This window comes from Mesorhizobium sp. WSM3873, assembly GCF_001672445.1.
Classification (GTDB): Bacteria; Pseudomonadota; Alphaproteobacteria; order Rhizobiales; family Rhizobiaceae; genus Mesorhizobium.
On record NZ_LYTM01000009.1, the window covers coordinates 53,440 to 79,137 of the forward strand.

Annotated in this window: 32 protein-coding genes; 12 read left to right on the forward strand and 20 right to left on the reverse strand. The window is 62.7% G+C overall.

Going from position 1 to position 25,698, the window contains the following annotated elements:
* Positions 1-36: 36 nt before the first annotated feature.
* A complete protein-coding gene (locus tag A9K71_RS08030; RefSeq protein WP_066992937.1) occupies positions 37-219 on the reverse strand; it encodes a hypothetical protein in 183 nt (60 codons plus the stop codon).
* A gap of 204 nt (positions 220-423) precedes the next feature.
* On the opposite strand from A9K71_RS08030, the gene A9K71_RS31255 reads away from it, so the two are divergent.
* Positions 424-573: a hypothetical protein gene (locus tag A9K71_RS31255; RefSeq protein WP_095778956.1), complete on the forward strand. Its 150-nt coding sequence runs from the start codon at positions 424-426 to the stop codon at positions 571-573.
* Between the two features lie 166 nt (positions 574-739).
* Complete coding sequence (locus A9K71_RS08035) at positions 740-1,006, forward strand: PilZ domain-containing protein (protein WP_066992939.1); 267 nt, start codon at positions 740-742, stop codon at positions 1,004-1,006.
* Positions 1,007-1,224: 218 nt separating this feature from the next.
* Here the strand turns inward: A9K71_RS08035 and A9K71_RS08040 are convergent, their stop codons facing one another.
* The 5 genes from A9K71_RS08040 to A9K71_RS08060 form a co-directional block, all read right to left on the reverse strand.
* Entirely contained in the window at positions 1,225-1,509 is a 285-nt protein-coding gene (locus tag A9K71_RS08040) for a photosystem reaction center subunit H (RefSeq protein ID WP_066992941.1), read from the reverse strand.
* A gap of 99 nt (positions 1,510-1,608) precedes the next feature.
* A complete protein-coding gene (locus A9K71_RS08045; protein WP_066992944.1) occupies positions 1,609-1,932 on the reverse strand; it encodes a DUF2934 domain-containing protein in 324 nt (107 codons plus the stop codon).
* Between the two features lie 97 nt (positions 1,933-2,029).
* Entirely contained in the window at positions 2,030-3,139 is a 1,110-nt protein-coding gene (locus tag A9K71_RS08050) for a mandelate racemase/muconate lactonizing enzyme family protein (protein ID WP_066992947.1), read from the reverse strand.
* On the reverse strand, positions 3,139-5,577 hold the full coding sequence (locus A9K71_RS08055) for an FAD-dependent oxidoreductase (RefSeq protein ID WP_066992950.1): 2,439 nt from the start codon (positions 5,575-5,577) through the stop codon (positions 3,139-3,141). The genes A9K71_RS08050 and A9K71_RS08055 overlap by 1 nt, the downstream gene beginning before the upstream one ends.
* A 148-nt stretch (positions 5,578-5,725) precedes the next feature.
* Complete coding sequence (locus A9K71_RS08060; RefSeq protein ID WP_066992954.1) at positions 5,726-6,724, reverse strand: L,D-transpeptidase; 999 nt, start codon at positions 6,722-6,724, stop codon at positions 5,726-5,728.
* A gap of 393 nt (positions 6,725-7,117) precedes the next feature.
* On the opposite strand from A9K71_RS08060, the gene A9K71_RS08065 reads away from it, so the two are divergent.
* Genes A9K71_RS08065 through A9K71_RS08075 form a run of 3 tightly spaced genes read left to right on the forward strand, consistent with a single transcriptional unit; the run spans position 7,118 to position 7,759 of the window.
* Positions 7,118-7,312, forward strand: coding sequence for a DUF3606 domain-containing protein (locus tag A9K71_RS08065; protein ID WP_066992956.1), 195 nt, complete (start codon positions 7,118-7,120; stop codon positions 7,310-7,312).
* Positions 7,296-7,478, forward strand: a complete 183-nt coding sequence (locus A9K71_RS08070) for a hypothetical protein (RefSeq protein WP_066992959.1) — start codon at positions 7,296-7,298, stop codon at positions 7,476-7,478. The genes A9K71_RS08065 and A9K71_RS08070 overlap by 17 nt, the downstream gene beginning before the upstream one ends.
* 23 nt (positions 7,479-7,501) lie before the next feature.
* Complete coding sequence (locus tag A9K71_RS08075) at positions 7,502-7,759, forward strand: helix-turn-helix domain-containing protein (RefSeq protein ID WP_066992962.1); 258 nt, start codon at positions 7,502-7,504, stop codon at positions 7,757-7,759.
* Between the two features lie 247 nt (positions 7,760-8,006).
* Here the strand turns inward: A9K71_RS08075 and A9K71_RS08080 are convergent, their stop codons facing one another.
* Entirely contained in the window at positions 8,007-8,225 is a 219-nt protein-coding gene (locus A9K71_RS08080) for a hypothetical protein (RefSeq protein ID WP_095824617.1), read from the reverse strand.
* 239 nt (positions 8,226-8,464) lie between these two features.
* Here A9K71_RS08080 and ligD point away from each other — a divergent pair, with 239 nt between their 5' ends.
* Positions 8,465-10,234, forward strand: a complete 1,770-nt coding sequence (gene ligD, locus A9K71_RS08085) for a DNA ligase D (RefSeq protein ID WP_066992971.1) — start codon at positions 8,465-8,467, stop codon at positions 10,232-10,234.
* A 286-nt stretch (positions 10,235-10,520) separates the two neighbouring features.
* Here the strand turns inward: ligD and A9K71_RS32835 are convergent, their stop codons facing one another.
* Positions 10,521-10,643, reverse strand: a complete 123-nt coding sequence (locus A9K71_RS32835; protein ID WP_280940525.1) for a hypothetical protein — start codon at positions 10,641-10,643, stop codon at positions 10,521-10,523.
* A 44-nt stretch (positions 10,644-10,687) separates the two neighbouring features.
* Entirely contained in the window at positions 10,688-10,876 is a 189-nt protein-coding gene (locus A9K71_RS08090) for a DUF3606 domain-containing protein (protein WP_066992973.1), read from the reverse strand.
* Between the two features lie 212 nt (positions 10,877-11,088).
* On the opposite strand from A9K71_RS08090, the gene A9K71_RS08095 reads away from it, so the two are divergent.
* On the forward strand, positions 11,089-11,598 hold the full coding sequence (locus A9K71_RS08095) for a DUF892 family protein (protein WP_066992977.1): 510 nt from the start codon (positions 11,089-11,091) through the stop codon (positions 11,596-11,598).
* A gap of 51 nt (positions 11,599-11,649) precedes the next feature.
* Here the strand turns inward: A9K71_RS08095 and A9K71_RS08100 are convergent, their stop codons facing one another.
* The 4 genes from A9K71_RS08100 to A9K71_RS08115 all read right to left on the reverse strand — a co-directional run bounded on the left by A9K71_RS08100 (position 11,650) and on the right by A9K71_RS08115 (position 13,501).
* On the reverse strand, positions 11,650-11,937 hold the full coding sequence (locus tag A9K71_RS08100) for a DUF982 domain-containing protein (protein WP_066992979.1): 288 nt from the start codon (positions 11,935-11,937) through the stop codon (positions 11,650-11,652).
* Between the two features lie 22 nt (positions 11,938-11,959).
* A complete protein-coding gene (locus tag A9K71_RS08105; protein ID WP_066992980.1) occupies positions 11,960-12,259 on the reverse strand; it encodes a DUF982 domain-containing protein in 300 nt (99 codons plus the stop codon).
* A 343-nt stretch (positions 12,260-12,602) separates the two neighbouring features.
* The gene (locus A9K71_RS08110; RefSeq protein ID WP_066992982.1) at positions 12,603-12,908 is read right to left on the reverse strand and encodes a hypothetical protein; all 306 of its coding nucleotides are present in this window, start codon (positions 12,906-12,908) and stop codon (positions 12,603-12,605) included.
* Positions 12,909-13,270: 362 nt separating this feature from the next.
* Positions 13,271-13,501: a hypothetical protein gene (locus tag A9K71_RS08115; protein WP_066992985.1), complete on the reverse strand. Its 231-nt coding sequence runs from the start codon at positions 13,499-13,501 to the stop codon at positions 13,271-13,273.
* A 173-nt stretch (positions 13,502-13,674) separates the two neighbouring features.
* On the opposite strand from A9K71_RS08115, the gene A9K71_RS32840 reads away from it, so the two are divergent.
* A complete protein-coding gene (locus tag A9K71_RS32840) occupies positions 13,675-13,800 on the forward strand; it encodes a hypothetical protein (protein ID WP_280940527.1) in 126 nt (41 codons plus the stop codon).
* A 27-nt stretch (positions 13,801-13,827) separates the two neighbouring features.
* The gene (locus A9K71_RS08120; protein WP_156752610.1) at positions 13,828-14,160 is read left to right on the forward strand and encodes a hypothetical protein; all 333 of its coding nucleotides are present in this window, start codon (positions 13,828-13,830) and stop codon (positions 14,158-14,160) included.
* Positions 14,161-14,214: 54 nt separating this feature from the next.
* On the opposite strand, the gene A9K71_RS08125 is transcribed toward A9K71_RS08120, so the two are convergent.
* Positions 14,215-14,400 carry a hypothetical protein gene (locus A9K71_RS08125; protein WP_066992988.1) on the reverse strand — a complete coding sequence of 62 codons (186 nt, stop codon included), beginning with the start codon at positions 14,398-14,400 and terminating at the stop codon, positions 14,215-14,217.
* Between the two features lie 268 nt (positions 14,401-14,668).
* Positions 14,669-16,204 (reverse strand): FAD-dependent oxidoreductase, encoded by a 1,536-nt coding sequence (locus A9K71_RS08130; RefSeq protein ID WP_066992990.1) that lies wholly within the window; start codon positions 16,202-16,204, stop codon positions 14,669-14,671.
* Positions 16,205-16,682: 478 nt separating this feature from the next.
* Here A9K71_RS08130 and A9K71_RS08135 point away from each other — a divergent pair, with 478 nt between their 5' ends.
* Entirely contained in the window at positions 16,683-18,632 is a 1,950-nt protein-coding gene (locus A9K71_RS08135; protein WP_245299555.1) for an EAL domain-containing protein, read from the forward strand.
* 72 nt (positions 18,633-18,704) lie between these two features.
* On the opposite strand, the gene A9K71_RS08140 is transcribed toward A9K71_RS08135, so the two are convergent.
* The 4 genes from A9K71_RS08140 to A9K71_RS08155 form a co-directional block, all read right to left on the reverse strand.
* On the reverse strand, positions 18,705-19,520 hold the full coding sequence (locus A9K71_RS08140; RefSeq protein WP_066992995.1) for an oxidoreductase: 816 nt from the start codon (positions 19,518-19,520) through the stop codon (positions 18,705-18,707).
* Between the two features lie 78 nt (positions 19,521-19,598).
* Complete coding sequence (gene fabF / locus A9K71_RS08145) at positions 19,599-20,873, reverse strand: beta-ketoacyl-ACP synthase II (RefSeq protein WP_066992997.1); 1,275 nt, start codon at positions 20,871-20,873, stop codon at positions 19,599-19,601.
* 39 nt (positions 20,874-20,912) lie between these two features.
* Positions 20,913-21,491 carry a TetR/AcrR family transcriptional regulator gene (locus A9K71_RS08150; RefSeq protein WP_066992999.1) on the reverse strand — a complete coding sequence of 193 codons (579 nt, stop codon included), beginning with the start codon at positions 21,489-21,491 and terminating at the stop codon, positions 20,913-20,915.
* 432 nt (positions 21,492-21,923) lie between these two features.
* Entirely contained in the window at positions 21,924-22,655 is a 732-nt protein-coding gene (locus A9K71_RS08155) for a GntR family transcriptional regulator (RefSeq protein ID WP_066993199.1), read from the reverse strand.
* Between the two features lie 186 nt (positions 22,656-22,841).
* Here A9K71_RS08155 and A9K71_RS08160 point away from each other — a divergent pair, with 186 nt between their 5' ends.
* Both A9K71_RS08160 and A9K71_RS08165 read left to right on the forward strand, forming a co-directional pair.
* The gene (locus tag A9K71_RS08160; protein WP_066993001.1) at positions 22,842-23,855 is read left to right on the forward strand and encodes an SIS domain-containing protein; all 1,014 of its coding nucleotides are present in this window, start codon (positions 22,842-22,844) and stop codon (positions 23,853-23,855) included.
* A 46-nt stretch (positions 23,856-23,901) separates the two neighbouring features.
* Positions 23,902-24,717 (forward strand): PfkB family carbohydrate kinase, encoded by an 816-nt coding sequence (locus A9K71_RS08165; protein WP_066993004.1) that lies wholly within the window; start codon positions 23,902-23,904, stop codon positions 24,715-24,717.
* Between the two features lie 3 nt (positions 24,718-24,720).
* Here A9K71_RS08165 and A9K71_RS08170 read toward each other — a convergent pair whose 3' ends face one another.
* Positions 24,721-25,692, reverse strand: a complete 972-nt coding sequence (locus A9K71_RS08170) for an amino acid ABC transporter permease (RefSeq protein WP_066993007.1) — start codon at positions 25,690-25,692, stop codon at positions 24,721-24,723.
* Between the last annotated feature and the right edge of the window lie 6 nt (positions 25,693-25,698).

Below are 25,698 nucleotides of genomic sequence, written 5' to 3' on the forward strand. Positions count from 1 at the left end.
CGAACCCATGGCGGCGATCGCTACGCCGGCAGCCGATCAGGCGCAGTCCTTCAACTCGACCACCTCGACGCCAAGGCGGAAGGCCTGACCATCGGCATAGGAGCGCGCATATTGCTCGGCTTCGAAAGGGAAGGTCATCGTTGTGCCGTAGGCGGTGACGCGCACCGTCCACCTCTGGCCCTTGACGAGTTCAACGCCGTGAAGCTTGGCCGTCGCCATCTCACCCTCCTCCAGTCCGGCATGCTCGCGGACGCAAAGACTAACGCCGCGGAAGTCGTTTGAGTACAAATAATCCGACCCAATCGTGTCGCTACCGCGTCGATTCCGACATTCGGCGCGGCGCTTCCGTGAAATGGATCACGTTCGCTGCTGGAACCCTGGACAGGTCGAGTGGATTAGACTTACGAGCAGAGGAGGTGTCCCATGATCCGCAAGCTGAAGTCCGGCGACTACCGGCTCTATTCGCGCAAGGTGGATCCGAGGACCGGCAAACGCCGGAATCTCGGCACCTTCAAGTCGCGCGAGGCTGCCGAAAAGCACGAGCGCGAGGTGCAGTATTTCAAGCGGCATTAGCGTCTTGCGGCAACCTCGTTCGGTCCGGCGCCGCCTGTGCGGAAACGGGATCGGCGAGTGGGCAGTGATTAGAAAACGCTAACGGAACGGAAACACGTCCGCGCTAGGGTGGTGCGTCGGGCGAGGGAGTTTGAGCCCGCCGGGCAAGTTTCGGGACCAGTGCATCATGGCCACCTTTCCCCACTTAGAGCGCCGTCTTCATTCACGAGAATTCGTGCTGAAGGAGGCCACGATCGTCACCGGCGACGCCAGCATCAAGTGCTCCGTCCGTAACCAGCACGAGCATGGCGCCGAACTGCGCGTCGGGCCGCAGGTGGAATTGCCCGACCGTTTCACGCTCATTGTTCCCGATGACGACGCCGTCTATCGGGCCGTGGTGCGCTGGCGCCGCAACGAGCGCGTCGGCGTGCAGGTCTACAGCAATTCAATGTAGGGCTGATGGCCTCCTTCGTTAGCCCCGGCAACAAGCTCGAAATATCCAACCAGACAGTGCGGCTCACGGCAATCTACCAGTTTTTGAGGGGGAGCCGCGGCGGAGCGGCGTCGCCGGCTTCTCCACCGCCGTCGTCTCGTTGAGCGCGGGGGCCACTTGCAGGCCGCCGAGCGCGACCTGCTGAATGGAGGCCCGGCTCTCGCCGGACCTTCCCGTGCTCAGTCGTGATGCTCGGGCATGGACTTCAGCTGGTCCTTCGTCCATCTGGTCACGGCGTGGACGTCGCCGTCCTCGTCGCGCATGAAATCCAATTGGTTGGCGCTGACGGCGACCGGCTTTGCACCGATGCCGAGGAAGCCGCCGACATCGATGACGACCTGGCTGCCATGCATGTGGTCGACCCACCCGATCTTTTCGTCGTCGGGGCCGTAGATGGTGGCGTCTTCGAGAACGCTGGGAGTCAATTCGGCGTTTGTCAGCCTCACGTGGTTGGTATGATCCATGACAGGTCTCCTGTGGTTAGACAGGAGGAACTGTCGATGGCAAGGAGGGTTCCGCCGACGTCGAATGCCGGCAACGTCGCACGCGTCTGGGTTCCTGACCTACAGCCCTTTCCGTGCCCGGATGCTCCGCGCCGCCTGCTCGATCGCGGCGCGGTCGCTGCCCAGCCTGTCGAGCAACTCCTGCGCTTCTTGGGCCGATATGCCGGTGCGTATCGCAAGCGCCTCGACCGTCAGCACATCCGCGCTGTCGATCTCGCGCGTTCCAGGCAGCGCATCGCCTGCCGTGAGCGGCAGCGCCGCCTCGCGATCGATCTCCATCTCGGCCTGGCGCCAGTGCCGCTCATGGTCGCCATGCAAACTGCCCTCGCGCTGCCAGAGCTCATAGGCACGCTGCCTGATCTTCTCGGTCCGATCATCATCCATTGCCGTTCCTCCCTTTGCGTGCCACTCAACGCGGGATGAGGCGGAACGATCCGCGAGACCCAAGAAGTGATCGGCTGGGCCAAAGCCTGGCCGGTTGTCAGGCTCCGTAAGTCGCCAGCGGACTGCCGAATATCCCGGCCTCGGGTTTCACGCCCAGGCCCGGCCGCTGCGGCACGGCTATGAAGCCCTTTTCGATCACGACCGGGTTCTTCCGGTCGAAATGCCCGTCGATATATTCCTGGGCGATCCAGGCCCCCTCCATCCGGCGCGGCTCCACGGTCGCCGCGAGGTGGACACACGCCGCCGCGATGATGTCGCCGCCCCAGGCGTCGTCGCAGCTGTGCGGCAGCGAGCGAATGGCGCAAAGGTCGCGCACGGTTGTCATCTTCGTGAGGCCGCCGAGGCGCGTCACCTTGAAGCCGAAGCCGTCGGCGATGCCCATGGAGATCGCTCGCAGCACCGCGTTCTGGTCCTCGGTACTCTCGTCGAGGTAGACCGGATGCGTCACCCGGCCCTTCAGCGTGGCGACTTCATCCATGGTGTTGCAGGGCTGTTCGAAGACGAAGGGGATCGCCTGGCAAAGCCGGTCGAGGTGGATTGCCAACGCGACCGTCAGGCCCCGGTTGCCGTCGACCGCGATGCGCGCCTTGTAGCCGACAGCTTCCCAGACCTTGTGCACGACGGCCACGTCTTCTTCGAGGTTGCGCCCACCGATCTTCACTTGGAGGCGGGGATAGCCGGCCTTCACCTTGTCGGCGGCGATCCTCGCCGTTTCGTCCGGCGGACCTACGATCAGCGAATAATAGGCCGGCACGCGATCCGTCAGCGCGCCGCCCAGCAGCGTCGAGACCGGCACGCCGAGCTTTTGGCCGAGCAGGTCGAGAAAGGCCATGTCGAACGTGGCCTTGGCATAGCCATGTCCGTTCAGGCGCTCGTCCATCTGTTCCGCAAGCAGTCTGATCGAAGCGATCTCCGCACCGATCAGCCCCGGGGCGATTTCGGCGATCGCCGCGCGGGCGCCCAGCGCATGGTGCGGCTGATAGACCGGTCCGATCGGACAGGTCTCGCCCCAGCCGGTGAAGCCATCTTCGGTCACGATCTCGACAAGCGTCGAGTCCAGCGACTCCACGTCGTCGCTGGCCATGCGGTAGACGCCGCCTTTGACGGGCAGCTGCGCCGAATAGACGTTGATCCGATCGACGCGCATCACATACGCGCCCTGGCCGAGGTCGGATCGTAAGGCGAGTCCGCGATCACTTCGGCGATCTTCCATTCCCCCAGAATGGCGACCTCGAGTTTGGTGCCAGGCTTGCTCAGACGCTGCGGCAGAAGGGCCAGCGCCACGTCATGGCCGAGCGCGTAGCCGTAGCCGCCCGACGTAATGCGCCCGACAAGTTCGCCGTCGATATAGAGGCCCTCCGAGGCAAGCGTGCTCGCGCCGTCGGTTTCGATCTTGAGCGTCACCGACCGGCGCTGGTCGTTCCTCGCCTTGTATTTCAGCATCGCCTCGCGGCCGACGAAATCGCCCTTGTCGAGGCGGATGAAGCGCTCGAGCCCGCTCTCCAGCGCGTTGAGCTCAGGGTTCATGTCGCGATACATGGCGCGATAGGATTTTTCGAGCCTGAGCGACTCCAGCGCATGCAGCCCGACAAGCCGCATGCCGTGCTTTTCGCCCTCCTTGAGGATGGCATCCAGCAGCTGCCGTTGGTAGGCCAGCGGGTGATAGAGTTCCCAGCCGAGCTCGCCCTCATAGTTGACGCGCAGCAGCCGAACGTCGCTGGCCAGGGCGACGCTGCCGGTCGTCACGCTGAACCACGGGAACTTTTCGTTCGAAAGATCGACCTCGGTCAGCGGCTGCAGCACTTCGCGTGCCTTGGGCCCGACGACGGTGAAGCAGCCGCGATCGTTGGTGACGTTCTTCAATGATACGCTGCCGTCGGCGGGCAGCAGCCTTGAGAGATCGTCGAAATTCCAGCGCTCGGCGCGCGGCGTCGAGATCAGGTAGAACAGGTCTTCTCCGAGCCGCGCCACCATGTACTCCGCCTGCACGCCGCCGCCCGCAGTGAGGTGATGCGCCAGCGTCACCTTTCCGACCGCCGGCAGGCGATTGGCGATGATCCTGTCCAGCCAGGCGGCCGCGTTCGGTCCGGACACCTCGAACTTGGTCATGGGCGTCATCTCGACCAGGCCGACGGCAGTGCGCACCGCCTGGACTTCCTCGGCGACGAGGTTCCCCTTCGGCGTCCATCGCCAGCTATACTGGTCCTTGGCTTCGACGCCGCTGCGCGCGAACCAATTGGGCATCTCCCAGCCATTGAGCACGCCCCAGACCGCGCCGAGCTCGGTCAGCCTGTCATAGGAAGGCGCGGTCTTCTGCGGCCGGGCGGCGGGCATGTCCTGTCCCGGATATTTCTGCTCCGCATGTGTGCCCCAGGCCTCGCGGACCTTTTCGCGCGTCCAGGCCTTGTTGGCGTAGTCGCCGAAGCGACGCGGATCGAGATCCGAGGTGTCGAGGCTGTTGCCGCCTTCGACGATCCGTTCCGACAGGTAATAGCCGATCGTGCCGCCCCACAGGATGCCGCCTGGCACACCTTCGGCCAGCCAGACATTGGGCCGGCCCCAGGCCGGCCCCATCAAGGGAAGCTCGTCCGCGGTCATCTGGAACGGTCCGCGCACATTGGCCTTGATACCGACGCGCCCCAGCGCCGGCACCAGCTGCAGAGCCTGCTCCCAGTTCCACGACACCGCCTCGAAATCTTCTTCGACGAGGTCGGCGCCGAACCAGGAAGGGACGCCGTCCTCGGCGAACAGTTTCAGGTTCGCCGTGCGCTCGTAAGGCCCGAACATCAGCCCGTCGCCTTCTTCGCGCAGATAGCCCTCGAACCCTTCGTCTCGCAGGATCGGCATTTCGGGGCGGCCCTGCCTTTTCCGCTCGACGATTTCCGGCACCGCTTCGGTGATCCAGTACTGATGCAGGATCGGGATCGCCGGGATATCGAGGCCGAGCAGCGCGCCGGTCTGGCGCGCATAATTGCCGGTCGCGGAGATCACGTGCTCGCAGGTGATGTCGCCCCGGTTGGTCTGGACGAGCCACTCGCCGCCGGGCGTGCGCCTGAAGCCGGTGACCTCGGTGTTCAAGTACACCTTGGCACCCAGATCCCGCGCGCCTTTGGCCATGGCGTGCGTCACATCGGCCGGCGCGATGTGGCCGTCGTCGGGATGATAAAGCGCGCCGAGCATGTGGTCGTTGTCGAGCAGCGGCACCAGTTGCCTCGCCTCGGCCGGCGTCAGCAACTCAGCGCGCATGCCCTGGACGTCGGCCACGCTCATATAGCTCTTGAATTCATCGAGCCGATCTCGCGAGTTGGCGATGCGCAGCTGGCCGCATTTGTGCCAGCCGACCGGCTGGCCGGTTTCGGCCTCCAGCCCTTCATAGATCTCGATGGTCTTCTTGATCATGCGGCCGACATTGATGTTGCGGGTATAGGACGGGATCAGGCCCGCCGCATGCCAGGTGGAGCCGGCCGTAAGCTGGGTCCGCTCGAGCAGCGCAACGTCGGTCCAGCCGCGCTTGGCCAGGCCGTAAAGGATGCCGGCGCCGACGCATCCTCCGCCGACGATCACCACTCTCGCATGTGCTTGCATCGAACCACCAATTCCAGATCGTTTTCAAAAGCGCGCCGCCGAAGCTACAGGCGGCGGAAGGCCGTGTAACGTTCTGAAAAACTAGGGGTAACGATAAATTGGGCTTATGCAGCGATCCCGCCTTGGCGGCTCGCTCCTCCCGGCGTTTTTACTGCGCCTGCCCGTCCTGCGCCGTCTCGTCCTTGAACTCGACTTTCGTGCCCGGCTTGACCATGGCGGCGAGGTCTTCGGCATCCCAGTTGGTCAGCCGGATGCAGCCATGCGAGTAGGTCGTCCCGATCTTGCCGGGATCCGGCGTGCCGTGGATGCCGTAGCTTTCGATCGAGAGGTCGATCCAGACCGATCCCACCGGATTGTTCGGTCCCTTGGCGATGGTGAAGGGCCGCTTGCTCTTGACCCCCTTGAAGGCGAATTTCGGATTGTAGTGATAAGTCGGATTGCGCACCACGCGTTTGACCTCCGCGGCGCCGCTCGGCGCCGGCTTTTCCTCGCTGCCGATCGAGGCCGGATAGACCGCAACCGGCTTGCCTGATGGATCGAGCGCGCGGACCTGGCGGGATGCCTTGTCGACCTCGATGGTCTCGATCTCCGCCGGGGCGTCGCCCCGTCCGAGATCGGGCACCACGAGGCTCACATCTGCCTTCCGGAACCCGACGCGCGGGTTTAGCGTCTTCAGCAATTGTTCGCTGATATGGAAACGCTCGGCCAGCCTCTCCCGCGCATTGCGATAGCCGAGGCGCTTCAGACGGGCCATCCGCTCCAGGCGGGTGGGGATGCGCCTGGTAAAGGGGCCGCGCACGTCCTTGACCGTGACCTCATATGTCACCAGAACCGGCTCGGCGGAGCTCGCCGTCAGCTTGTCCCAGGTCTCGCGTGTGAGCTTGCCGTCGGAAGCCAGTCCGTTGGCCGCCTGGAACGCCGCCACGGCTTTGGCAAAATTGTCGGAGAGGCGACCGTCGATCAGGCCCGGCGAGAAGCGGGCGCGATCGAGAAGGATCTGCGCCTTGAGAAGCATCGGACTGACGTCCTTCGGCTCGCCCTCGCTGAATTGCGCCTGATTGACCGCGTCGAGGTCAAGCCTGGCCGCCTGAGCTCCGCTGCATGCGAGCGCGAACGCCACGGCAGCGACAACGAAGAGCCGGACCATCGACTTCACTCCCGGGTTGCGACAGAAACCTGTCTTTATGACGCGGGCGTGCCGATCTGGTTCCTGTCGCAGCGCCGGCGTGCAAATCATTAGAACGTGCACCTTTGGGCGTACGATCTTGAATTTTATGCCGAAACCAGTTCCCAAGAGCGAAAAATGCTGGCATGATCATATAAGGGCCTATGCATTCTCTGATTCGATGGGCCCTTGCCTGGTGACCGGCGGCTCCCCAACGCCCCCCGCCCATGCCGCCGGTTACTTTCATTTGAGGCCTCAGCCCCAGGCAATGCCGTGGCCGACCCGATTCCGGCAAAACGCTAGCGCTTCACGCACATATTAGCGGTTTGGAACATTCCTGCCTTCCCGGTGTTCGTTTTGCCAGGAGGAGCAACCATGGCAGACGTCAAAACGAAGCGCGATTTCCGGGACCGCGACCGTGTGTCGGCGGACGACGATTATGAGGTTCGCTACTTTGCCAAGCAGCATCGCATCACGCCTGAACAGGTTCGGGAGCTGATCAGCGAGCACGGCAACGACCGTAAGATTTTGCAACGTGAGGCAAGGAAGCTGGGTGACAAAGCTTTCTGATTTGGGGCCGCCGATCTTTGCCCGGTTGCGGGTCAGAGCAGCCGCCAACGAAGAGGACCAGTTCCGGATATGTCCCGCCTGCGGGCAGGCAGTGGACTGGGGCGACCTCCGGCAGGTGATCTGGCATGAGCAGCCGGGACACACGAAGCTGGAAATTGACAGCTGAAAAGCCCTAGGGGAGACCCCTTGATGGATTTGACGCCAGAGGAGTCGCGAGCCGCACGAGAACTCCTGCATTGGTCGCAGGTGCGCCTCGGCGCCAAGGCCAGCCTAGGCGAAGGGACCATTCGCGACTTCGAGAACGGGATCAGAATTCTGCGGGTCGAGAAACGAACCCGCATCCGTCGCGCTTTTGAGGCGGCGGGCGTCGTGTTCACGGCGAAGGGGCCCTCGCTTTCGGGCCTCAGGCCCGAAATGAATGGCTATCGCCATAAACAGCGCCGCTAAGCTAGTCCCGCTGCCGAGCGCTGCTGGCAGCGAGCTAACTGTCCACGCAAACCGGAGGTCGCGTCCTCCGTGAGGCCTGTGAGCACTCGTGGACGTTTGCTGGAGAGCTTCGACTTCAAGCTGGTTCAACCTCGACCAGGCAAATGAACGACGCGTATGGCTGACTTATTTGTAGGGCAGGACCGCGGCCGCGCGTTGCCGCGTTCCCGAAGGGGAAGTCAGAGATTCCTCGATCTTCGAGGCGGCATCAACTTTCCGGAAACCCGTATCGCAGCTTTTGGCCGGTGCCCGGCTGCTTGACAGCGTCAAGTCCCAGTCGGGTGTGTTCGTGCTTGGCAAAAGCTTTCGCGTCCGCTTCGGAACCGAAACCCTTGATGGTGACAACGCCATCCTCGATAACGCGCACGTAATACCTGTCTTCCAGCGTGTCGATCTCGACCGAATCCATTACGATTGACTTGTTCATTGACGGCCCACCTGAAGAAGATCCACCCCGCAGCCAAACGTCGCCGGCTAAGGATTGTTCCGCACTCAACTGATAAAACATCTGATCAGATAATCGGAGCACTCTGCGGCCCGGAGGGCAACGTGTTGCCTTTGCGAGGCCGCGCTTGGCCAAGTTGGACAAACATACGATTTTACTAAAATGGAAGGAACTGATGGGACTGCTCCGGCTTGAGTCGCGGTTCCTGGAGTCGCGCGTGCATGACCAGCGGCAAAGACCGGCTTTCCTTCATCGAGTTCCAATCCCCCAATTTGGTCGAGAAAGCTCCCGAAGACGGCGAATGGCTGCACGAGATCAAATATGACGGTTACCGAACCCAGCTCATCGTGGAAGGCGCAACAGCGCGAGCCTTCACGCGCCGCGGCTATGACTGGTCGCATCGCTACAGGAGGATTGTCCAGGCGGCGGCAGGCTTGCCGGTGAAATCTGCGATCATTGATGGCGAGGCTGTCGTTCTCGGCGACACCGGCTTGCCTGACTACCAGGCGCTGGAGCGCGAGTTGGGCAACCCAAACTCTCCGAGATTGATCTTCTATGCCTTCGACCTGCTGCACCTTGACGGCCGCGATCTGCGACAGCAGCCGCTGGTCGAACGCAAGGCAGCGCTCGAAACGCTGCTGAAGCACAGCGCGCCGACGCTGACCTATGCCGAGCATCTGGAGGTGAGCGGCAGGGAGATGTTCGATCATGCCTGCCGGATGGGCCTGGAGGGGATCGTGTCGAAGCGCGCGGACGCGCCCTACCGTTCCGGCGTGCAGACGAGCTGGGTCAAGGTCAAATGCATCAAGAGCGACACCTTTCCGATCGTCGCGTTCGTCGCGAAGCTTGGCGCTGAGCCGCGCCGGATCGCATCGCTCTACATCGGCAGGCGCGAGGGCGATCGGCTGCTTTATGCAGGCAAGGCTCAGAGCGGTTATACGCTTGAAGTGGCGCGACGCGTTCGCGAACGGCTCGATCCGCTGATCATCGGCAGATCGCCTTTGTCGGAGCCCATTGTGAAGCCAAAGGCGACCTGGGTGAGACCCGAAGTCCTGGCCGAGGTGCAGTTCAGCGGCGTTACCGATCGCGGGATTTTGCGCGAGGCCGTGTTCAAGGGGCTCCGCGAGGACCTGGTGGCGGTCCCGCCAAAGCCGCCGGCACCGTCGAAACGAAGAGCGGACCGAGATCACGGCGTGCCGCGTGAGAATATCTTGCAGCTGCTGCCCGATGCGGTCTCGCCTTCCAAGGATCAACTCGTTCGCTATTGGAGTCTGGTCGCCGATCAGGCGCTGGTGCACCTCGGCCGTCGCCCACTGAAGCTCGTCCGTCATGCCTTCGGGGCAACTTTCTACCACAAGGGGACGCTGCCCGAGATCCCGGCAGCGGTGCACCAGCTGCGCGTCGAGAAGCGAGAAGGTGGGGAGGGCACTCGGGTCTGGGTCGACGACCTCGACGGCTTGCTCGGGCTGGTCGAAATGGATGCGGTCGAGCTCCACCCGTGGAATGCCACGGTGGATGACATAGAGCATGCCGACCGGATCGTGCTGGATCTCGACCCTGGTGAGGGCGTGGAATGGGCGCAAGTGACTGAGACCGCGCTGGCGCTGCGCGACATCATGGCAGCGTCAGGTCTGGAAAGCTGGCCGAAGGTCACGGGCGGCAAGGGCATTCACTTGATGGCGCCGCTGGCGGCGAAGATGACCCACGACCGCGCGCGGCAGCTCGCCAGGTCGATTGCCCAGGTCCTCGCCGACGCAGAACCCGACCGCTACTTGCTGTCGGCCGCGCCGGTGGCCCGCAAGGGCCGCATCTTCATCGACTATCTGCGCAACGGACGCGGCAACACGGCCGCCGGCGCTTTTTCGCCGCGGGCCCGCCCCGGCTTCCCCATCGCGCATCCCGTTACTTGGGTGCAGGTAGAGCGGCGTATCCGGCCGGATGCGTTTACCATGGACCATCCGTTCAGGGCGGCTCAGCGAAATGCGGCGTAGCGGGCGAGCCCGTGAAGATCATCCCGAATCTGCGTTCTTAGTCATAGGCGATTGAATTTTCGGGCGGAACCAGTTTCCAAGAACGCAAATTGCTGGCATGATCATATAAGGGCCTATGCATATTTTGATTCGATGGCCCCTGTTCCTGGTAACCGACGGCTCCCCATCGCCCCCCGCCCATGCCGTCGGTTGCCTCATTTCGAATCTCAAATCAAGGACGCAGCCCTGACCGGTCGAGCAGGGCTGTGGTACGCCGCAAGGTCCTTGGCCTTGTGGCCGACGGCAATCACGAGCCGAACCAAAATAGCGCCAGAAGGGCCACAAAGATTGCGGCCGCGGCGACGCTGCCCCACATGAAGACCCTGCTGGTGCCACGCTGCTCCTCCTCGCGGGATAGGTTGTTAGCCATGTCAAGTCTCCTTCGCAGTATCTCCGCAGAAGTGCGAACGCCCGTCAGCGGCTCGCCACCGCCCTTGCTTCGCGCTCCAGCGTCGCACGATCGTTTCCGTGCTTTTTGATGAGGTCGCGAGCCTCGGGGATCGTCAGCTGGAATTTCCTCGCGAAGTGGGCGACCTCATATTCCTTATCGCCTGACACGCGGCCGCGGTCGCGGAAATCGCGCTTGGTCGTGTCGTCTGCCATGGTTGTTCCTCCTGGATAGGAATAAAACCGCCTCCCTTTGGGAATGTTCCAGCCTCTGGGAGGTTGGTATGCGGACGCGGCTTCCGTCCTCTCAGCGACGCTTTTCGAGGAGCCGCGGGCCTGCTGCTCGTCATGCCCACTCCCGTCACTCTCGCCACGGAACAATCCGCAGTCCTTGTGGTTCGGGCGCACCCAACCAGGAGGAACAAACTATGTCTGAATCCCGCGAATGGCTGATCCAGTGGCTGAGGGATGCTCACGCAATGGAAGAGCAAGCCGAGACGATGCTGTCCGGCCAGCTGGGCCGGCTCGAGAGCTATCCGGACCTCAGCGAACGCATCCGGGCTCACCTCGCCGAGACCAAGGAGCAGGCGAGACGATTGAAGTCTTGCCTGGATGGCCTGGAAGAAGGTTCGTCAACACTGAAGGACGCAGGCGGAAAACTGACCGCAATGGCGCAGTCGATCAGCGGCGTGTTCGCCGGCGACGAGGTGATGAAAGGCTCTCTGGCCAGCTACACCTTCGAGCATATGGAGATCGCTTCCTATACGATCCTCATGGCTGCCGCTGAAGCCGTGGGTGAAGCCGAGATTGCTCGGGTCTGTGAGCAGAACCTGCGCGAAGAAGAAGCGATGGCCGAGTGGCTGAAGGACAATCTTCCGCAGGTCACCGAGACATTCCTCGCCCGGGCCGATGCCGACAGCGACAGCGCCAAGCGCTAGTTTGCGTCCTACAGGTGAAACGAGGCGGCGTTGGCCGCCGCCTCGGTCCCATCAAGCGTGCTTCGGCTGGGCTGCCTTTCCAGTTGGGAGCGGAACTGCTCCATCCTCGATGAGGATGTCCTTCCGGCGGGCAAAGGCAACGAAGACGCCTCTCGCCGTTTCTGCGTCGATTTCGCCGGCCAAGGCGGCCTTGCAGGCACGCACCGCCGCCTTCTGCTCAGGGCTGTTGCCACACCAGTCGACGACGAAATGATAGGCATCTACGACAGTGTTCAGCTGACGCGGAAATCCCAGTCCGACCCAGACGCGGATCGGCTTTTCGAACGGTTTTGCAAGCATCGCGACTGCCTCCTTTTTGCTGCTACGCAGCCACGCCGCTGCCTGGGCCCTTGCCGGTCATCCAAGGCAAAGTGACACTCACGTCCTCGTGGATTTTGACCGACTTTGCGAAGCCGCAGAACGCGTCCCTGGCGGCCGTTAGCGGATAGTCGCTGTCGAATGCTCGCTGACAGGCACGCAGGGCGGTCTCGTAGATGGTGCCGCGTTTGTTCTTGGGCCATTCGTAGAGAAATTCCAGGGCGTCATCGAGGCACGCGATTTCCTGGATGAGGCTGTTCCCGCTCTTCACGAAAACAGGGCTGTCAAACATCCGATCGTTCATAAGATCCTCCAAGTCGAACGAACAATTTGAGTTCTGAGACAGGCCGGAACCGGCAGCGATCCTGGCCTGGCTGCGATATGGGTTTGCGGTTTTTGGCCGTCAAGATGAGGGCGCGTGCGGGAGCGTTCGGCTCGATGGGAACCTTCCGCGGGTCTTGCTGTTCGGTACGCAGCGGCGGGGCGAACCTTTGCTCCGATATGAGGGCCGCCATCCGTGAGCGAGTCATCTGGCCGCTCTTGCGAAAACCCGCCCGCGCTCCTCCCCGGGCGGGTTTTTGCCGGAGCAATTCTAGAAAAGCGTGACTCGGGTTTCCGTCCGGAACTGCCGGCAGGCACAGTCTTCCTTACGCCGGCCGCTGAACCACCGGTGGCTTTCGCGCGGGAGGCTTGCTGGTGGTCACCAGCCTGACCTTGTCGATGTCCACTGTAACCGGTACGCCGAGCTTCACGGTCACCCGGTCCCCATTGACGCGCGTTACATCTCCGACGAGCTCGATCGGCTGGCCTCTCTTCACGGTCGACGTGCGGTCGATGATCGAATGCGGCTGCTCATAGGAGGGAATCGACACGCTGACGCGGTCCTCCGTCACCCGCCGGCGAACCGTTGCGGTGATGGCGACCTCGTCTCCGACCTTGATGCCTCTTGCCATAGACGCAAGACTGGTGCGGCCAGCGGATTCGTCAAGCGATCGCTAATGTATCTTTGCGCACTTTCCAGCGCGTGCCTTGGCACGCGTGCAAGAAAACCGGATCTGGCTCGTCAACAGGCTACTTCCTGAGCGACAGTGCCTTCGCCTCGCGAACGAGCGAACCCCAATTCAAGCCTAGGAAAGAAACAAGTTCCAAAGCCTGCGCTTCGGTAATGCCGATCTCCCGGACAAGCCGTTGAACAACAGATTCCTGTGACTGACTGTCAGATGTGAGCGCCATCGGGAGTCCCCTATGGCGGCGCAACGTTCAAGTCAGAAATTAGTTCCCGCCAATTCCGGGCTTGGCTGCCACCGGCGGTCCGTCATTGGCTGGAAGCGAGCTTCTGGATACGCCCTTTGTCCAGACGGAACACCCCCTCAGTGCCGCCCTGGCGCTCGAAGTCGGTCTGGAGTTCGTCCCACGTACCCAGATATTTGCCGCATTCGGCACAATGGATTTGGGTAGTGGGTTGAGCATCGATGGGGATCTGCAACCGGATCACACCGCAATACGGGCATTCCAATTTGTGATCCAGATACCTACCGGCGATCATCGCCCACCATCTCGCAATCGGCAGGTCTGCGCAAGCCGCCGATTCTTGTGCATGCCGCCAGGAGGCACAGCGATTCTGGGGCAGCGAGACGCACCAACCAACGACTAAAAGCGCTTCGCCACGCCCTCCGACATCGCGCGCCCGCCCGTCTGTATCCTATGCAGAACGCGTTCATGACCGGCGAGACCATCCACAACGATGGCTGGTGTGAGCGGGCGAGGCAGACGGCTGCCGTGCCGGGCCTTGGCCAAGCCGATGGCATTTTCGGCGCAACGCTAATATACATGACGCCCGAATGAGCAGCGCCTCCGCACACGAGGAATGCCATGCGAAGGGTCATCTTCACAGCCATGTGCATTGCCGCCGCAACAGGCGCCAATGCGCATGATTGGTACGAAGACAAGATTGACCCCGTAACGAAATTCAAGTGCTGCGGCGGTCAAGATTGCCGCGCCATCCCTCAGTCTTCGGTGCGGTCCAGAGCCGACGGCGGCTATACCTATTTGCCCGACGGTTTCAACATCCCGCGAGATCGGGTTCAGGAATCGCCGGACGGCCAATATCATATCTGCGAAAACAACTACGTGATAACCAATCAGCCCTATTTGCGCTGCTTCTTCGCGCCGCGGCTCAAGGTTTCTCGGCTGGTCGCACGCTGAGGGGATGGCCGTTTTTCGGAAAGGTCCATCGACCGGCTCAAGCGGCGGCGTGAACTAGACGCCCGAGTGCCTCGCCCTGATGATTCTGGCTTCCCGCAACAGCGCAGGACGATCGCGTCCAACCGCTTTTATCAGCCTCCTGGCTTGCGCGTCCGAAATGCCTGTTTTCTGTTTCAGCAAAATGACGAGCTGCTTGTCGTCGATCCGGTTATGGGAACTGCTTTCGCCGGGTTCGGTCATTGTTGGATCCTCCTCCGACCGAACGGAAAGAAGCCCTGAAAGGTTTCATCGCGTTGTTGCTTTTCGTAGGCGATTGGTACCGCCGATCGCATGGCGGCAAATCAGCCTTCGCCAGGCCGTCTGAAACGGCAAAACGGCCTTTGGTCTTCAACTGCATCACATTTGCAGCGGTCGGCCGTTCCGGTCGGATGTCGGATTTGAGCGCATTGCAGACCGACGCCGGCCGCCTCCGTGCGTGCGCTGCTCTAAGCGGCCTCTGCATGCTTCATCAGGTAGCGCTCTGGCGTTCCATCTCCAATTCGGCCTTCAGGCTTTCGATGTCGCGAAAAATCGAGGCGACCGCCAGTGTGCGTCCCTTGCGCTTGAAACGCAGGAGGCAATCTTTGGCGGCGATGTCGCCTTCCACCGCGATCTCGTCCCATCGCTCCGCATGTCCAACGTAGTTGATCGGGACGTCATAATGCTGGCTCCAGAAGAACGGCACGGCAGTGTATTTCTCGCGCTGTCCGAGCATGTTCAGAGCTGCCGTCTGTCCCTGCCTTTCTGCGACCACCCAGTGCTCGACCCTGATGTTTTCGCCGGAGTGGGGATCGGGCCATCGCGCAATGTCGCCAGCCGCGAAAACGCCCGGCGCGCTCGTCTCCAGAAAGGCATCCACCATGATGCCGCGGTCGAGCCTGAGCCCAGCCTTTTCGGCAAGCCCGAGCCGCGGCCGCACGCCGATGCCAGCGACGATGAGATCCGCGGTCAGCGTAAGGCCGCTGCTCAGTTGCACGTTCGTGCCGTCGATGGCGGTCGCGGTGTCCTTGAGATGAAAGACGACGCCATTTTGCTCGTGGAGGCTGCGGATGAAGTCGCCCATCTGCGGCCCGAGGACCCGCTCCATCGGCCGTTCGTCGGGCGCGACGACATGAACTTCGATGTTCCGCGCACGCAGGGACGCGGCAACCTCGAGACCGATGAAACTGGCGCCCAGCACGATGGCGCTGCGGGCCGTCTCGGCTTCCTCGATAATCGTGCTGCAGTCGGAGAGCGAGCGCAGCGTATGGACCTGTGGCTGATCGGCGCCCGGGATCGTGAGGCGGACCGGTTCGGCTCCCGTAGCAAGCAGCAAACGGTCGTAGGCAGTTCGGTTCCCGTCTGCGTGCACGACCTCGCCGGACCGGACATCGATGTCGGCGACGCTGGTCTTGAGGCGCAGATCAATGCCGTTCTTGGCATAGAAGCTTTCCCCGCGCAGCGGAACCCAATCCGACGGCGCCTTGCCGGCGAGGTAATCCTTGGAAAGGTTGGGGCGATCGACGGGCGGCGCCTCGTCGTCGCTGAGCATGACGATGCTGCCCTGATGGCCTTCACGACGCAGTCTTTCGGCGGCTGCGAAACCAGCCGCGCCGCCTCCGACGATCACGATTCTGCCGGCAAACTGGCCAGCTCCTCCGCTGCCGGGCTTTTGAGCCGCTCGCTTGCGCTTCTCGCCCACGAATATGCGATCGCCGCGCTGTTCCACCGACCAGCAGGCGAGTGGACTGAACGCAGGCGCACGCACGGCTTCGCCGGTGCGCAAATCGAAGCAGGCGTGGTGCCACGGACATCGAACGGTATCCTCCACGACAAGACCGTCGACCAGCGGCCCGCCATAATGCGTGCACGCCGCTCCGATTGCGAAGACCTCTGTCCCGCGGCGCACCAACAGCACCTGTTCATCGCCACAGTGACCGACCAGCTTTGCGCCATCGGCAAGGTCGGATAGCGCAATGCCTTGGGCCAGATCCGGTCCGTTCGATTTAGAGTGGTCTTGAGCCATCTTCTTTCTCCCTGCGCTATTCGATTGGAGTCCGACCGAGCCAGACTGACTCCCGACGCTGGTTTGGGCAAATCAACGATCGCCTGGCCTGCTTTGCGCCAGTCGATGAGCAAAGTTCGAGGCCTGTCACGACATCGACACCCATCCTTTGGTGACCGTAGCGGCCGACGAATGATTTGATGGAGTTTCGTCAGATCGGTTTCCAAACGGACCCAAATATTTTCGCAAGCTCCCGCCACACCGGGGTAGATCGAAGCGCAGAGGCAGCGTGGGGGACAGTCGGTGCGGCTGGAGTTGTGGACAGCCTCGACCCCGATGGGGAGGCGGGCCGGACCGTCGCGCTCGCCTATCGATGACTGATGCGGCGTAAGTCGCTGAAATCCTTAACGCGATTTTCATTCCGCTCGTTTAGCCACTAGGCATGAGAGATTCCGACCAGCCTGGCCCAGATTCAGCCCTTCAGGGGCAAAGCGAAGCCGTGGAAGCGGGAATTCTGCGGGACCAGTTCGCTGACCTGAAGAAGGGCCTTTTCATCTCGATGCCCATCGGCACGGTTCTCTCGGCCCTGATCCTGGCCGTGCAGATGCTCTCGGGCGGTGGCCCGGCGGCGGTTCTGTGGTTTGCGGCGGTCACCATCATCAACGGCGCTCGCATAGGACTGGCGCTCGCCCAGCCGGAAATTGCCTTTAATGGGCCCGATGGCCGGTCGAGGCCGGTCGATGCGCGGCTTTCCGTTTACGGGCTGTTGGCGCTGGCATCGGGCATCGCCTGGTCTTTTCTGGCCGTGCTGTCGGATGGATACACCACTCCCCAGGCGCCGCTCTATCTGGTCGTCCTCGCCGGCCTGTCGGCCGGTTCGGTCACCTATGGTGCGTCATACGCGCCGGCTTCGATCAACTTCTTGACATTGCCGCTTCTGATCGCCGCAGGATGCGTGTTGGCGAAAGGCAATATCGAGAACTACGTCCTCGGCCTCACGGTCCTGCTTTTTCTTGGAGGCATGATCAGAAGCTCGCTGCTCGGGCAGACCCGCTTCAAGGAGACGAGCCGCCTCAAATACGAGGCGAGGGCGTTCGCGGCCCGGATGGAACGAAACTCCAGGTGCGATCCGCTGACGAACTTGCTCAACAGGCACGGGCTCGAGCACGCAATTGGCGAGATGGGTTTTTCCGACGGTCCGTTCGTGACCATGCTGATCGATCTCGACGGCTTCAAATCCGTCAACGACACCTATGGTCACAATATCGGCGACGACCTTCTGGTCCGGGTCGCGCGCAGGATAGAGAACCACGCGCCGCCGGGGGCAACGATCGCGCGCATCGGCGGCGACGAGTTCGTGCTGCTCTTTCCCGCCGCAAGCTCGGGGCACTCGATAGACGAGCTTGCGTCCTTGATCATCGCGGCCATCGCCAATCCGGATCCGGCATTGAAATCGGTGCGTGTCGGCGCGTCGATCGGTATCTACGTATCGGAGACACCGCGACTGACGGAGATGCTGCTGCGCGCCGACTTCGCGCTTTACGCGGCCAAGCGCAGCGGCAGGAACGAATACTGCCTCTTCGATGCCGAGCTCGATCACGGGCTCGAACGCAAGCACTGCATCGAGCGCGACCTGCGCGCAGCCATCGAGAAAAGCACGCTTTGCTCATGGTTCCAGCCCATCGTGCGGCTGGACACGCAAGCGGTCGCCGGCTTCGAAGCGCTGCTGCGGTGGCAGCACCCGGTTCACGGCGCCATTCCCCCGCCGGAGATCGTGACAGCGGCGCGTGAAACCGGTCTGCTTTCTCTGCTGACCGAGACGGTCTTTCTCAATTGCTGCTCCATGATCGAGGAACTGGCGAGGAAAGGGCGCCAGGATGTGCGCGTTGCGATGAATCTGTCGCCGCGTGAACTCGAGGCAGGCAATGTCGACGATATGATGCTGGACATCCTGAAGACGAGGAATGTCCCCGCGGCCATGCTCGAGATAGAGATCACCGAAGAGGCGCCCGTGGATCGCGCCCGGGTCGACGAAAAGCTGGAACGCCTGGCGGACGCGGGCATATCGATCGTGCTGGACGATTTCGGCACCGGCTTTTCGACCCTGGTTTCGCTGAAGGACAGTCGGATCCGCAAGATCAAGATCGACAAGGACTTCGTTCGCGATCTGGCCAAGTCCGTGGAAGATCAGGCGCTGGTCAAGGCGGTCATTGATCTCGGACGAACGCTTGGCATAGAGGTCATGGCGGAGGGGGTCGAAACGGACGCCGATCGCCTGATCCTGCGCTCGCTCGATTGCATGATCGGGCAGGGCTTCCTCTTCTCGGCAGCGCTTCCCATGCACGATGCGCTGGCCTTCGAGCCGAGGCATTTCGACACCTCTGCCGCCGCAAGGGCCGCCTGTGATCCCGGGCAACTCCCGTCGCGCCGAACCGGCAGCGCCGCCTAAGGGGGTGGGCGGCTGCGGCTGCCCAACTCCTGTGTCAGAGAGCCTCGAAGGACCCTGTCGGCGACTTGGATATCAGGCCGGCAGGCCGTTTTGCTTTCGCAGGCTCTTGTCGAAGGCGGATTCGGGAACGAAACGGCGCAGCAAGCTGATCTGGCGAGCCATTTTTCCGGCAGCATAGCGCCTCCGTGGAACGGAGGCGGTCGCCGCTTGCAAGACCGTCTTGGCCACGATCTCGGGCGCATCGCCTGTCTCGATGGCTTTCCGCAGAACCACATCCATGCCGGCGCGCGCGGTGCCATAGATGTCCAGCAACTGATCGGGCCTGGCGAGATTTTCTTCAAACGACGTGCGGGTGTAGGCGGGCTCGACCAGCACCACGCGAATTCCGAACGAGCGCAGTTCATGGTCCAGCGATTCTGAATAGCCTTCGATCGCATGCTTGGTCGACGCATAGAGAGCGGAATAGGGAGCCGGAATCAGGCCCAGCACGGAACTCAAATTCACGATTCTGCCGCTCCGTTGGCGTCGCATTGTCGGCAGCACCGCGTTGGTCATCCGGATGACACCAAAGACATTGACATCAAACAGCGCCTGAGCCTGCGCAGTCGAGGATTCCTCCGCGCCGCCGAGCAGGCCGATGCCGGCATTGTTGACGAGCAGGTCTATGCGTCCGGTTTCGGCCAGCACCTCTTCGACCAGCTTCGATACGGACGCGTCGTCGGTCACGTCGCCGGTCAGCATGGTAACGCCGTCGGGCTGTTCGGAGATCGCGCGACGGCTGGTTCCGAACACGCGAAAGCCCGCGTTCCGGAGGGCTGCGGCTGTTGCGCGCCCGATGCCCGAGGATGCGCCTGTGACGAGGGCGACGCCAGGATTGGTCTTTTCCATGAGATCACTTTCTTGCGGCTGGAGTGGGGAAATCGGAATGCCGAAACAAAAGCCTCAGCCAGGGAGCGGCTCGACCGTTCAGGCCTGTCCGTCCCAACGCCGGAACAGCGCGCTGGCGTTCACACCTCCGAAGCCAAAACCATTGGAGATCGCGTAGTCCATTTCCATTGGCCGGGCTTGGTTCGCGACGAAGTCTATGCCGTCGCCGGCCGGATCGGGCGCGCCCAGATTGAGGGTTGGCGGCGCCACCTGGTCCCTGAGCGCCAATATCGTGAAGATCGCGCCGAGCCCGCCGGCGGCGCCGAGCAGGTGTCCGGTCGCCGACTTGGTCCCGCTGACGGCGATCGAGAAATCCGCGCCGAAGACCCTTTTGATCGCTTCGATTTCTCCCAGGTCGCCCACCGGCGTGGAGGTCGCATGCGCATTGAGGTGGCGGATCTCGCGTGGCGAGATGCCGGCCTGGGCAATCGCGATCTCCATCGCACGTCGCGCGCCATCGCCATCCTCGGGGCCGGAAGTGACATGATGGGCATCCGCCGTGGTGCCGTAGCCGACGACCTCGGCGAGCGGTTTCGCGCCGCGCGCCAGCGCATGGCTCAATTCCTCGATGACCAGGATGCCGGCGCCTTCGCCCATGACGAACCCGTCCCGCGACATGTCGAACGGACGAGAAGCCTGATCGGGGCGGTGATTGAAGGAGGTCGAAAGCGAGCGTGCCGCTGCGAAGCCGCCCAGGCTGACCGTGTTCATGCATGCCTCGGTGCCGCCGCACAAAGCGATATCGGCCTCATTGGCGCGGATGATGCGAGCCGCATCGCCGATCGCCTGGATGCCGGCGGCGCATGCGGTTACCGGTGCGCCGATGTGGCCTTTGAAGCCGTAGCGGATCGAGATGTGGCCAGCCGCGAGGTTCACCAGGAAAGACGGCACCGTAAACGGTGAAAGGCGCCGAACGCCGCGCTGGTCGACGGTCCGGACCGCCTCGGTGATGGCGGGAAAACCTCCGACACCGGAAGCGATGATCGTCGCCGTGCGAACCCGATCCTTTTCCGAGGCCGGTTTCCATCTCGCCTGGGCAAGCGCCTCTTCCGCAGCGGCCAGCGCGAACAGGATGAAGCGGTCGACCTTGCGCTGATCCTTCGGCGCCAGGAAACCGTTCGGATCGAGGCCGGCTTGGGGATCATCCTCCAGGGAAGGAACCACGCCGCCGATCTTCGCCGGCAAATCTTCCACCACCTCGTCCGCAAGCCTGCGGATACCAGAGCGGCCGGCCAGGAGACGCGACCAGGACGTCTCGACATCCGCCGCAAGCGGCGTGACCGCGCCCATGCCCGTTACAACGATCCGTCGCATCTATTCTCCTATCAATCCCGGTCGTCAGTCCCGCGCCGTTCAAGCCGTGACTGCGTCGCGAACCTGTTCGGCCGCCGCATCCAGAAAGGCCTGAGCGAGGTCGGGGTCGTTGACGACGCGCGACAACGTCAGCGCGCCGACCATCGTCGAAAGAATGGCCATGGCCTTGCTGTTGGGCTCTTCGCCATCGGTCGCGGCGATCAACCGGCCGATGATTTCGAGATACTGCTTGATGCCGGCTTCGAACGATCCTTTCACGTCGGCCCCCTGTCTGGCGGCATCCGAGCCGAGCGCCGCGACCGGGCAGCCGTCGATCCTTTGCTCGCGATGGCCCATGCTGAGGTAAAATGCCATCACCGCCCCAAGCGGATCGCGGGGATTGGCTGCGGTCGCCGTCGCCCATCGGGCAGCCGTACTCTCCACCGCCCGTCTGGACGCCTGTGCGACCAAGTCCTCCTTCGACGCGAACTGCTTGTAGAAGGCGCCTTGGGTCAGCCCGGCACCCTTCATCAGATCCTTGAGGCCGATGCCGTCGAAGCCATGTTCCCGAAAAAGGCGGCTGGCCACGTCGATCACGGTCTGCCGGTTCTTCTCAGCCTGAATGCGGCTCACGCGCATGATCGGCCTCCATATTTAGATTGCGTACGAAATCTATATGCCATTTAGAGACTGAGCGCAATCTAATTAAGGATCCGGGATAGGCGGCTCGTCGGGCGTAGGTTTGCGGCAGGCCAGATGCGCCCGCCGGCCGGGATTCCGTGAGCTTCTGCCGGGCCACCGCGAACAGCTCTACGCGCTCTCGAGATCCGGCGGGGAGGTGACGGTCTCGACCGTGGGCGACATGCAGATGAGCGCAACGCTGCCGGACTACCCCGCCACGGATCGCGGCCTGGCAGCTGCCGGACAAGAGTCTCAGAGCGTTGGCCAGGACCTAACAAAAGACGCGTGGACCAGAGGACCTATTCGAAGGCTTCTTCTCGAACTCAATTCCCAATCGGCAGCGTCCCGGCGAACACCGCCGTCGCCGGCCCGAATCGCCGGCGTTGGGCGTCACCGCCGTGCGAAGCTGAAGGCGAAATGGCTGCCGCGATGATAGACAGCGGCATAGACGACCGGTGTCCCGGTCGCATCGAAACAGGTTTCAGTAATGAGCAGCGCCGGCCCGAAATCGCGCAGGTCGTTGCGCTGCACGATTTCGTCCGGCAGCGTCACGGCTGAAACCGAGGCGGCCGACATACGCGGCTGGTGGCGGTGTTTCTCCAACAGCGCGAGCAGCGAACCACTCCATTCGATGTCGAAAAGGCGGCCGGGCAAAAGGCCGCGCGGCACGTAATCCAGCGAGTAGATCAGGGGCACGTCGTTGTGCAGCCGCAGCCGTTCCAGCCTTATGACGCGCTCTCCGTCGGCCAGCCGCAATTGCTGCTGGATCACCGGATCGGGCGTTTCCTCGGCGATCGACAGAACCTTGTTGATGGTGTCGTAGCCATAATGGCGCGACATGTCGGTCACGCTTTCGAAAATCGTGATCGGCCGGTCGACCTGCACGGCAGAGCTCGCCGTGACAAAGCGGCCGAGGCCGTGGGTGACGGAAATGACGCCGTCTTGTTCGAGAAGTTTCAGCGCTTCGCGCAGGGCAGGGCGCGAGATGCGGAAGCGCTGCGTCAACTGCGACTCGGTCGGCAGCCGGTCGCCGGGCTTGAGCCCCTCGCTTCTGATCAGGTCGGCAAGGCGGTCTCGGAGCTGGACCGCCAATGTGCGCGCATCGCGAAGCGGCTCGTCCAAGTCCGTTATCCCCATTGTGCCAACTCTCCTTTTGTTGTCGGACAATCGCGGCTAGGTCAAGCGGGGCATGTCGTGCCGCTTCACATGCTGCACACCCAAATGGACCGGAGCCGGTCCGCAAGATTTCTCTTGAAATGCCTTCATGAAGATGTCAGTTGTCTTACAACAGAAGCGATCGAGGGAACGATGCTCAATTTCGACGAAGCCCGGTTTGTGCGCATTCAATCGGGGGCGGTGGCTTTGCGGGAGCGCATCGAAACCGCCGTTGCGCAATGTCTCGCCGGCGGGGCTCAAAACATCTTCTTCCTCGGCACCGGCGGCGCGGCGATTCTGATGCATCCGGCCGCGCAATTGCTGCAGCGCCGGTCCGGCTTTCCCGCCTTCGTCGAAATCACTGCCGAGCTGCAGCTTGCCCAATCCGTGCACCTGACCGAGAAGTCGATCGTCGTGCTGCCCTCGCTCTCGGGCACTACCAAGGAAAGCGTGGCGCTGCTGGCTAGGATCAAGGAGATCGGAGCGACGGTGATCGCGCTGGTTGGGCATGAGGAGACGCCGCTCGGCAGGGGCGGGGACCACGTATTCGTCAACTTCGCTGAAGACGACACCTCCTGCGAGTCCTTCTACCTCCAGTCGCTGTTCTTTGCGCTTTCGGTGCTGAAGCATCGCGGCGAGCTGGCCGAATCCGAGCGGATTTTCGCCGAGTTGGCGCAGTTGCCGCGATTGCTGCTGGAGGTGAAGCGGAGCTATGAAAAGCAAGCCGCCGACTTCGCCCAAAACCTGGCCGCCTCCGACTATCACATCATAACCGGCGCCGGGAACGTCTGGCCGCAGGCTTGGTATTACGGCATGTGCATCCTGGAAGAGATGCAATGGATCCGGACCCGTCCGGTGCATGCCTCCGATTTTTTCCACGGCACGCTGGAACTGGTGGAAAAAGACGTGAGCGTTGTTCTCTTCAAGGGCGAGGACAGCGCCCGGCCGCTGGCCGAGCGGGTCGAGAATTTCGCAGCTAACTACACGGACAAGACGACGGTGCTCGACACGGCCGCCTTCGAACTGCCCGGCATTTCTGCGGACGTGCGCGCGCTGGTTTCGCCGGTCGTGCTGGCCACCGCCCTCGAACGCGTCAGCGCTCATCTCGAGGTGATCCGCAACCACCCGCTGACGACGCGCCGCTACTATAAACGCGTAGCCTATTGAGCGCGTGCCTTTAGCGGCAGCGCTTCATGGCGTAGCAGAGGGGGATATGACGGCTCGATTTCGATTTGCCGCCGTCGGCGACAATTGCACTGACCGCCTCGGCTTGCCGATCGGGCGCTCGCTGGTCGGCGGCAACGCGCTCAACGTCGCCGTCCAGCTCGCCCGGCTTGGCAATAGGAGCTTCTATTTCGGTGCCGTCGGCCGCGACGCCGAAGGCGAGCGCACCCGCGCCGAGCTCGAAGCCAATCGGGTCGTGGTCGACCACCTGCGCGTCGGCGACCGCAACACCGCCTGGACCGACATCAAAGTGTTGCCGTCAGGTGAGCGGCTGATCGCCGCCGAGGATTTCGGCGCCTGCGCCGGATACGCGCCGCACGAGGCCGAACTTGCGATCCTGGAGGCGATGGATCACGTCCATATCGGCTGGCTGGATGACGGCGGCGCCTTGCGCAGGCGCCTGTCGCGGGCAGGCGTCAGCGTCTCGCAGGACATTTCGGTCAACGCCGATCCGGCCAATCTCGGCGTCGAGGGCCTGAGCATAGCCTTCTGCTCGACCGGCGAACCCTATGGTGCCGCGGCGGCGATGGCGGCGGATCTTCTGTCGCGCGGCGCAGGCTGCGCCGTCGTCATGCGCGGTGCCGAGGGGTCGATGGCGTTCACTGCCCGCGAGCGCGCCGAGACCGGCATCCGTCCGGTCGAGGTCGTCGACACGACCGGCGCCGGCGACAGTTTCATTGCCGGCTTTCTCCACGCCTGGCTGGCCAAAAAGCCGCTGTTGCAATGTCTCGAAAGCGGCCGCGATCGCGCCGCGCTGACCTGCTGCCATCTCGGCGGCTTCCCCCAGGAGGGAATGCCGCACTGAAGTTCAGCGCTTCAGCGAGCGCCCGAACCGTTCCTCGATGCGGGACTGCAGGAATTCGAGCCCGATCGACAGCAGCCAGTAGATCATCGAGGCGGTGATCAGCATCTCGATGTGCCGGAACTCGGTCTGGCCCTGCGTGCGCGCCAGATACATGATCTCCCATACGCCGACCACCGAAATCAGCGAGGAATCCTTCAGCATCGCGATGAACTGGTTGCCGGTCGGGGGAACGATGACGCGCATCGCTTGCGGCAGGATCACCAGGAACATCGTCTGGTTGGGGCTGAGGCCAAGCGCGGTGGCGCCCTCCGTCTGGCCGCGCGGAATGCTTTCGATGCCGGCCCGGAAAATTTCGGTCATGTAGGCGCCGTAGCAAAGCGACAGCGCCATGATGCCGGCGGGCACGGCCCCGATCACGTAGCCGACCTGCGGCAGGCCGAGATAGATGATGTAGATCTGCATCAGCAACGGCAGCCCGCGGAACAGCGAGGTGTAGAACGTTGCCAGGCCATAGACGACGCCGTTCTTGGAGAGCTTGGCTATGGCGCCGATGAAGGCGATGACCGTGGCGATGGCGATCGAAATGGCGGAGATGTAGAGCGTCGTCACCACGCCCTGCGAGACGAGGAAGCCGATCTTCCTGGCAATGAAAGAGAACGACAGGTCGAAGGAATAGAAGAACAGCATCAGCAGCACGAACAGCTCGATCCACACCGCCACGATCTGCTGTTTGCGCCCGAGTTGCTGCAGGGCTTTCCAGTTGGCCGCCGCGATCAGCGCGATCAGCACCGCCGAAACGCCTCGCGCTGCCGCGGGATTGGCGGCAAGCCATTCGAGGGAGCTCGGAACCAGTTTGCCGATCCAGTCGGCTTTGATGCCAAGCCCGTAGAGGCCTGCAGCGAACGCGGCGAGCGCCAGGCACATGCCGATGCGACGCGCGGCGTCCGGATAATTGAGCAGCAGTCTGCCGATCACCTGTCG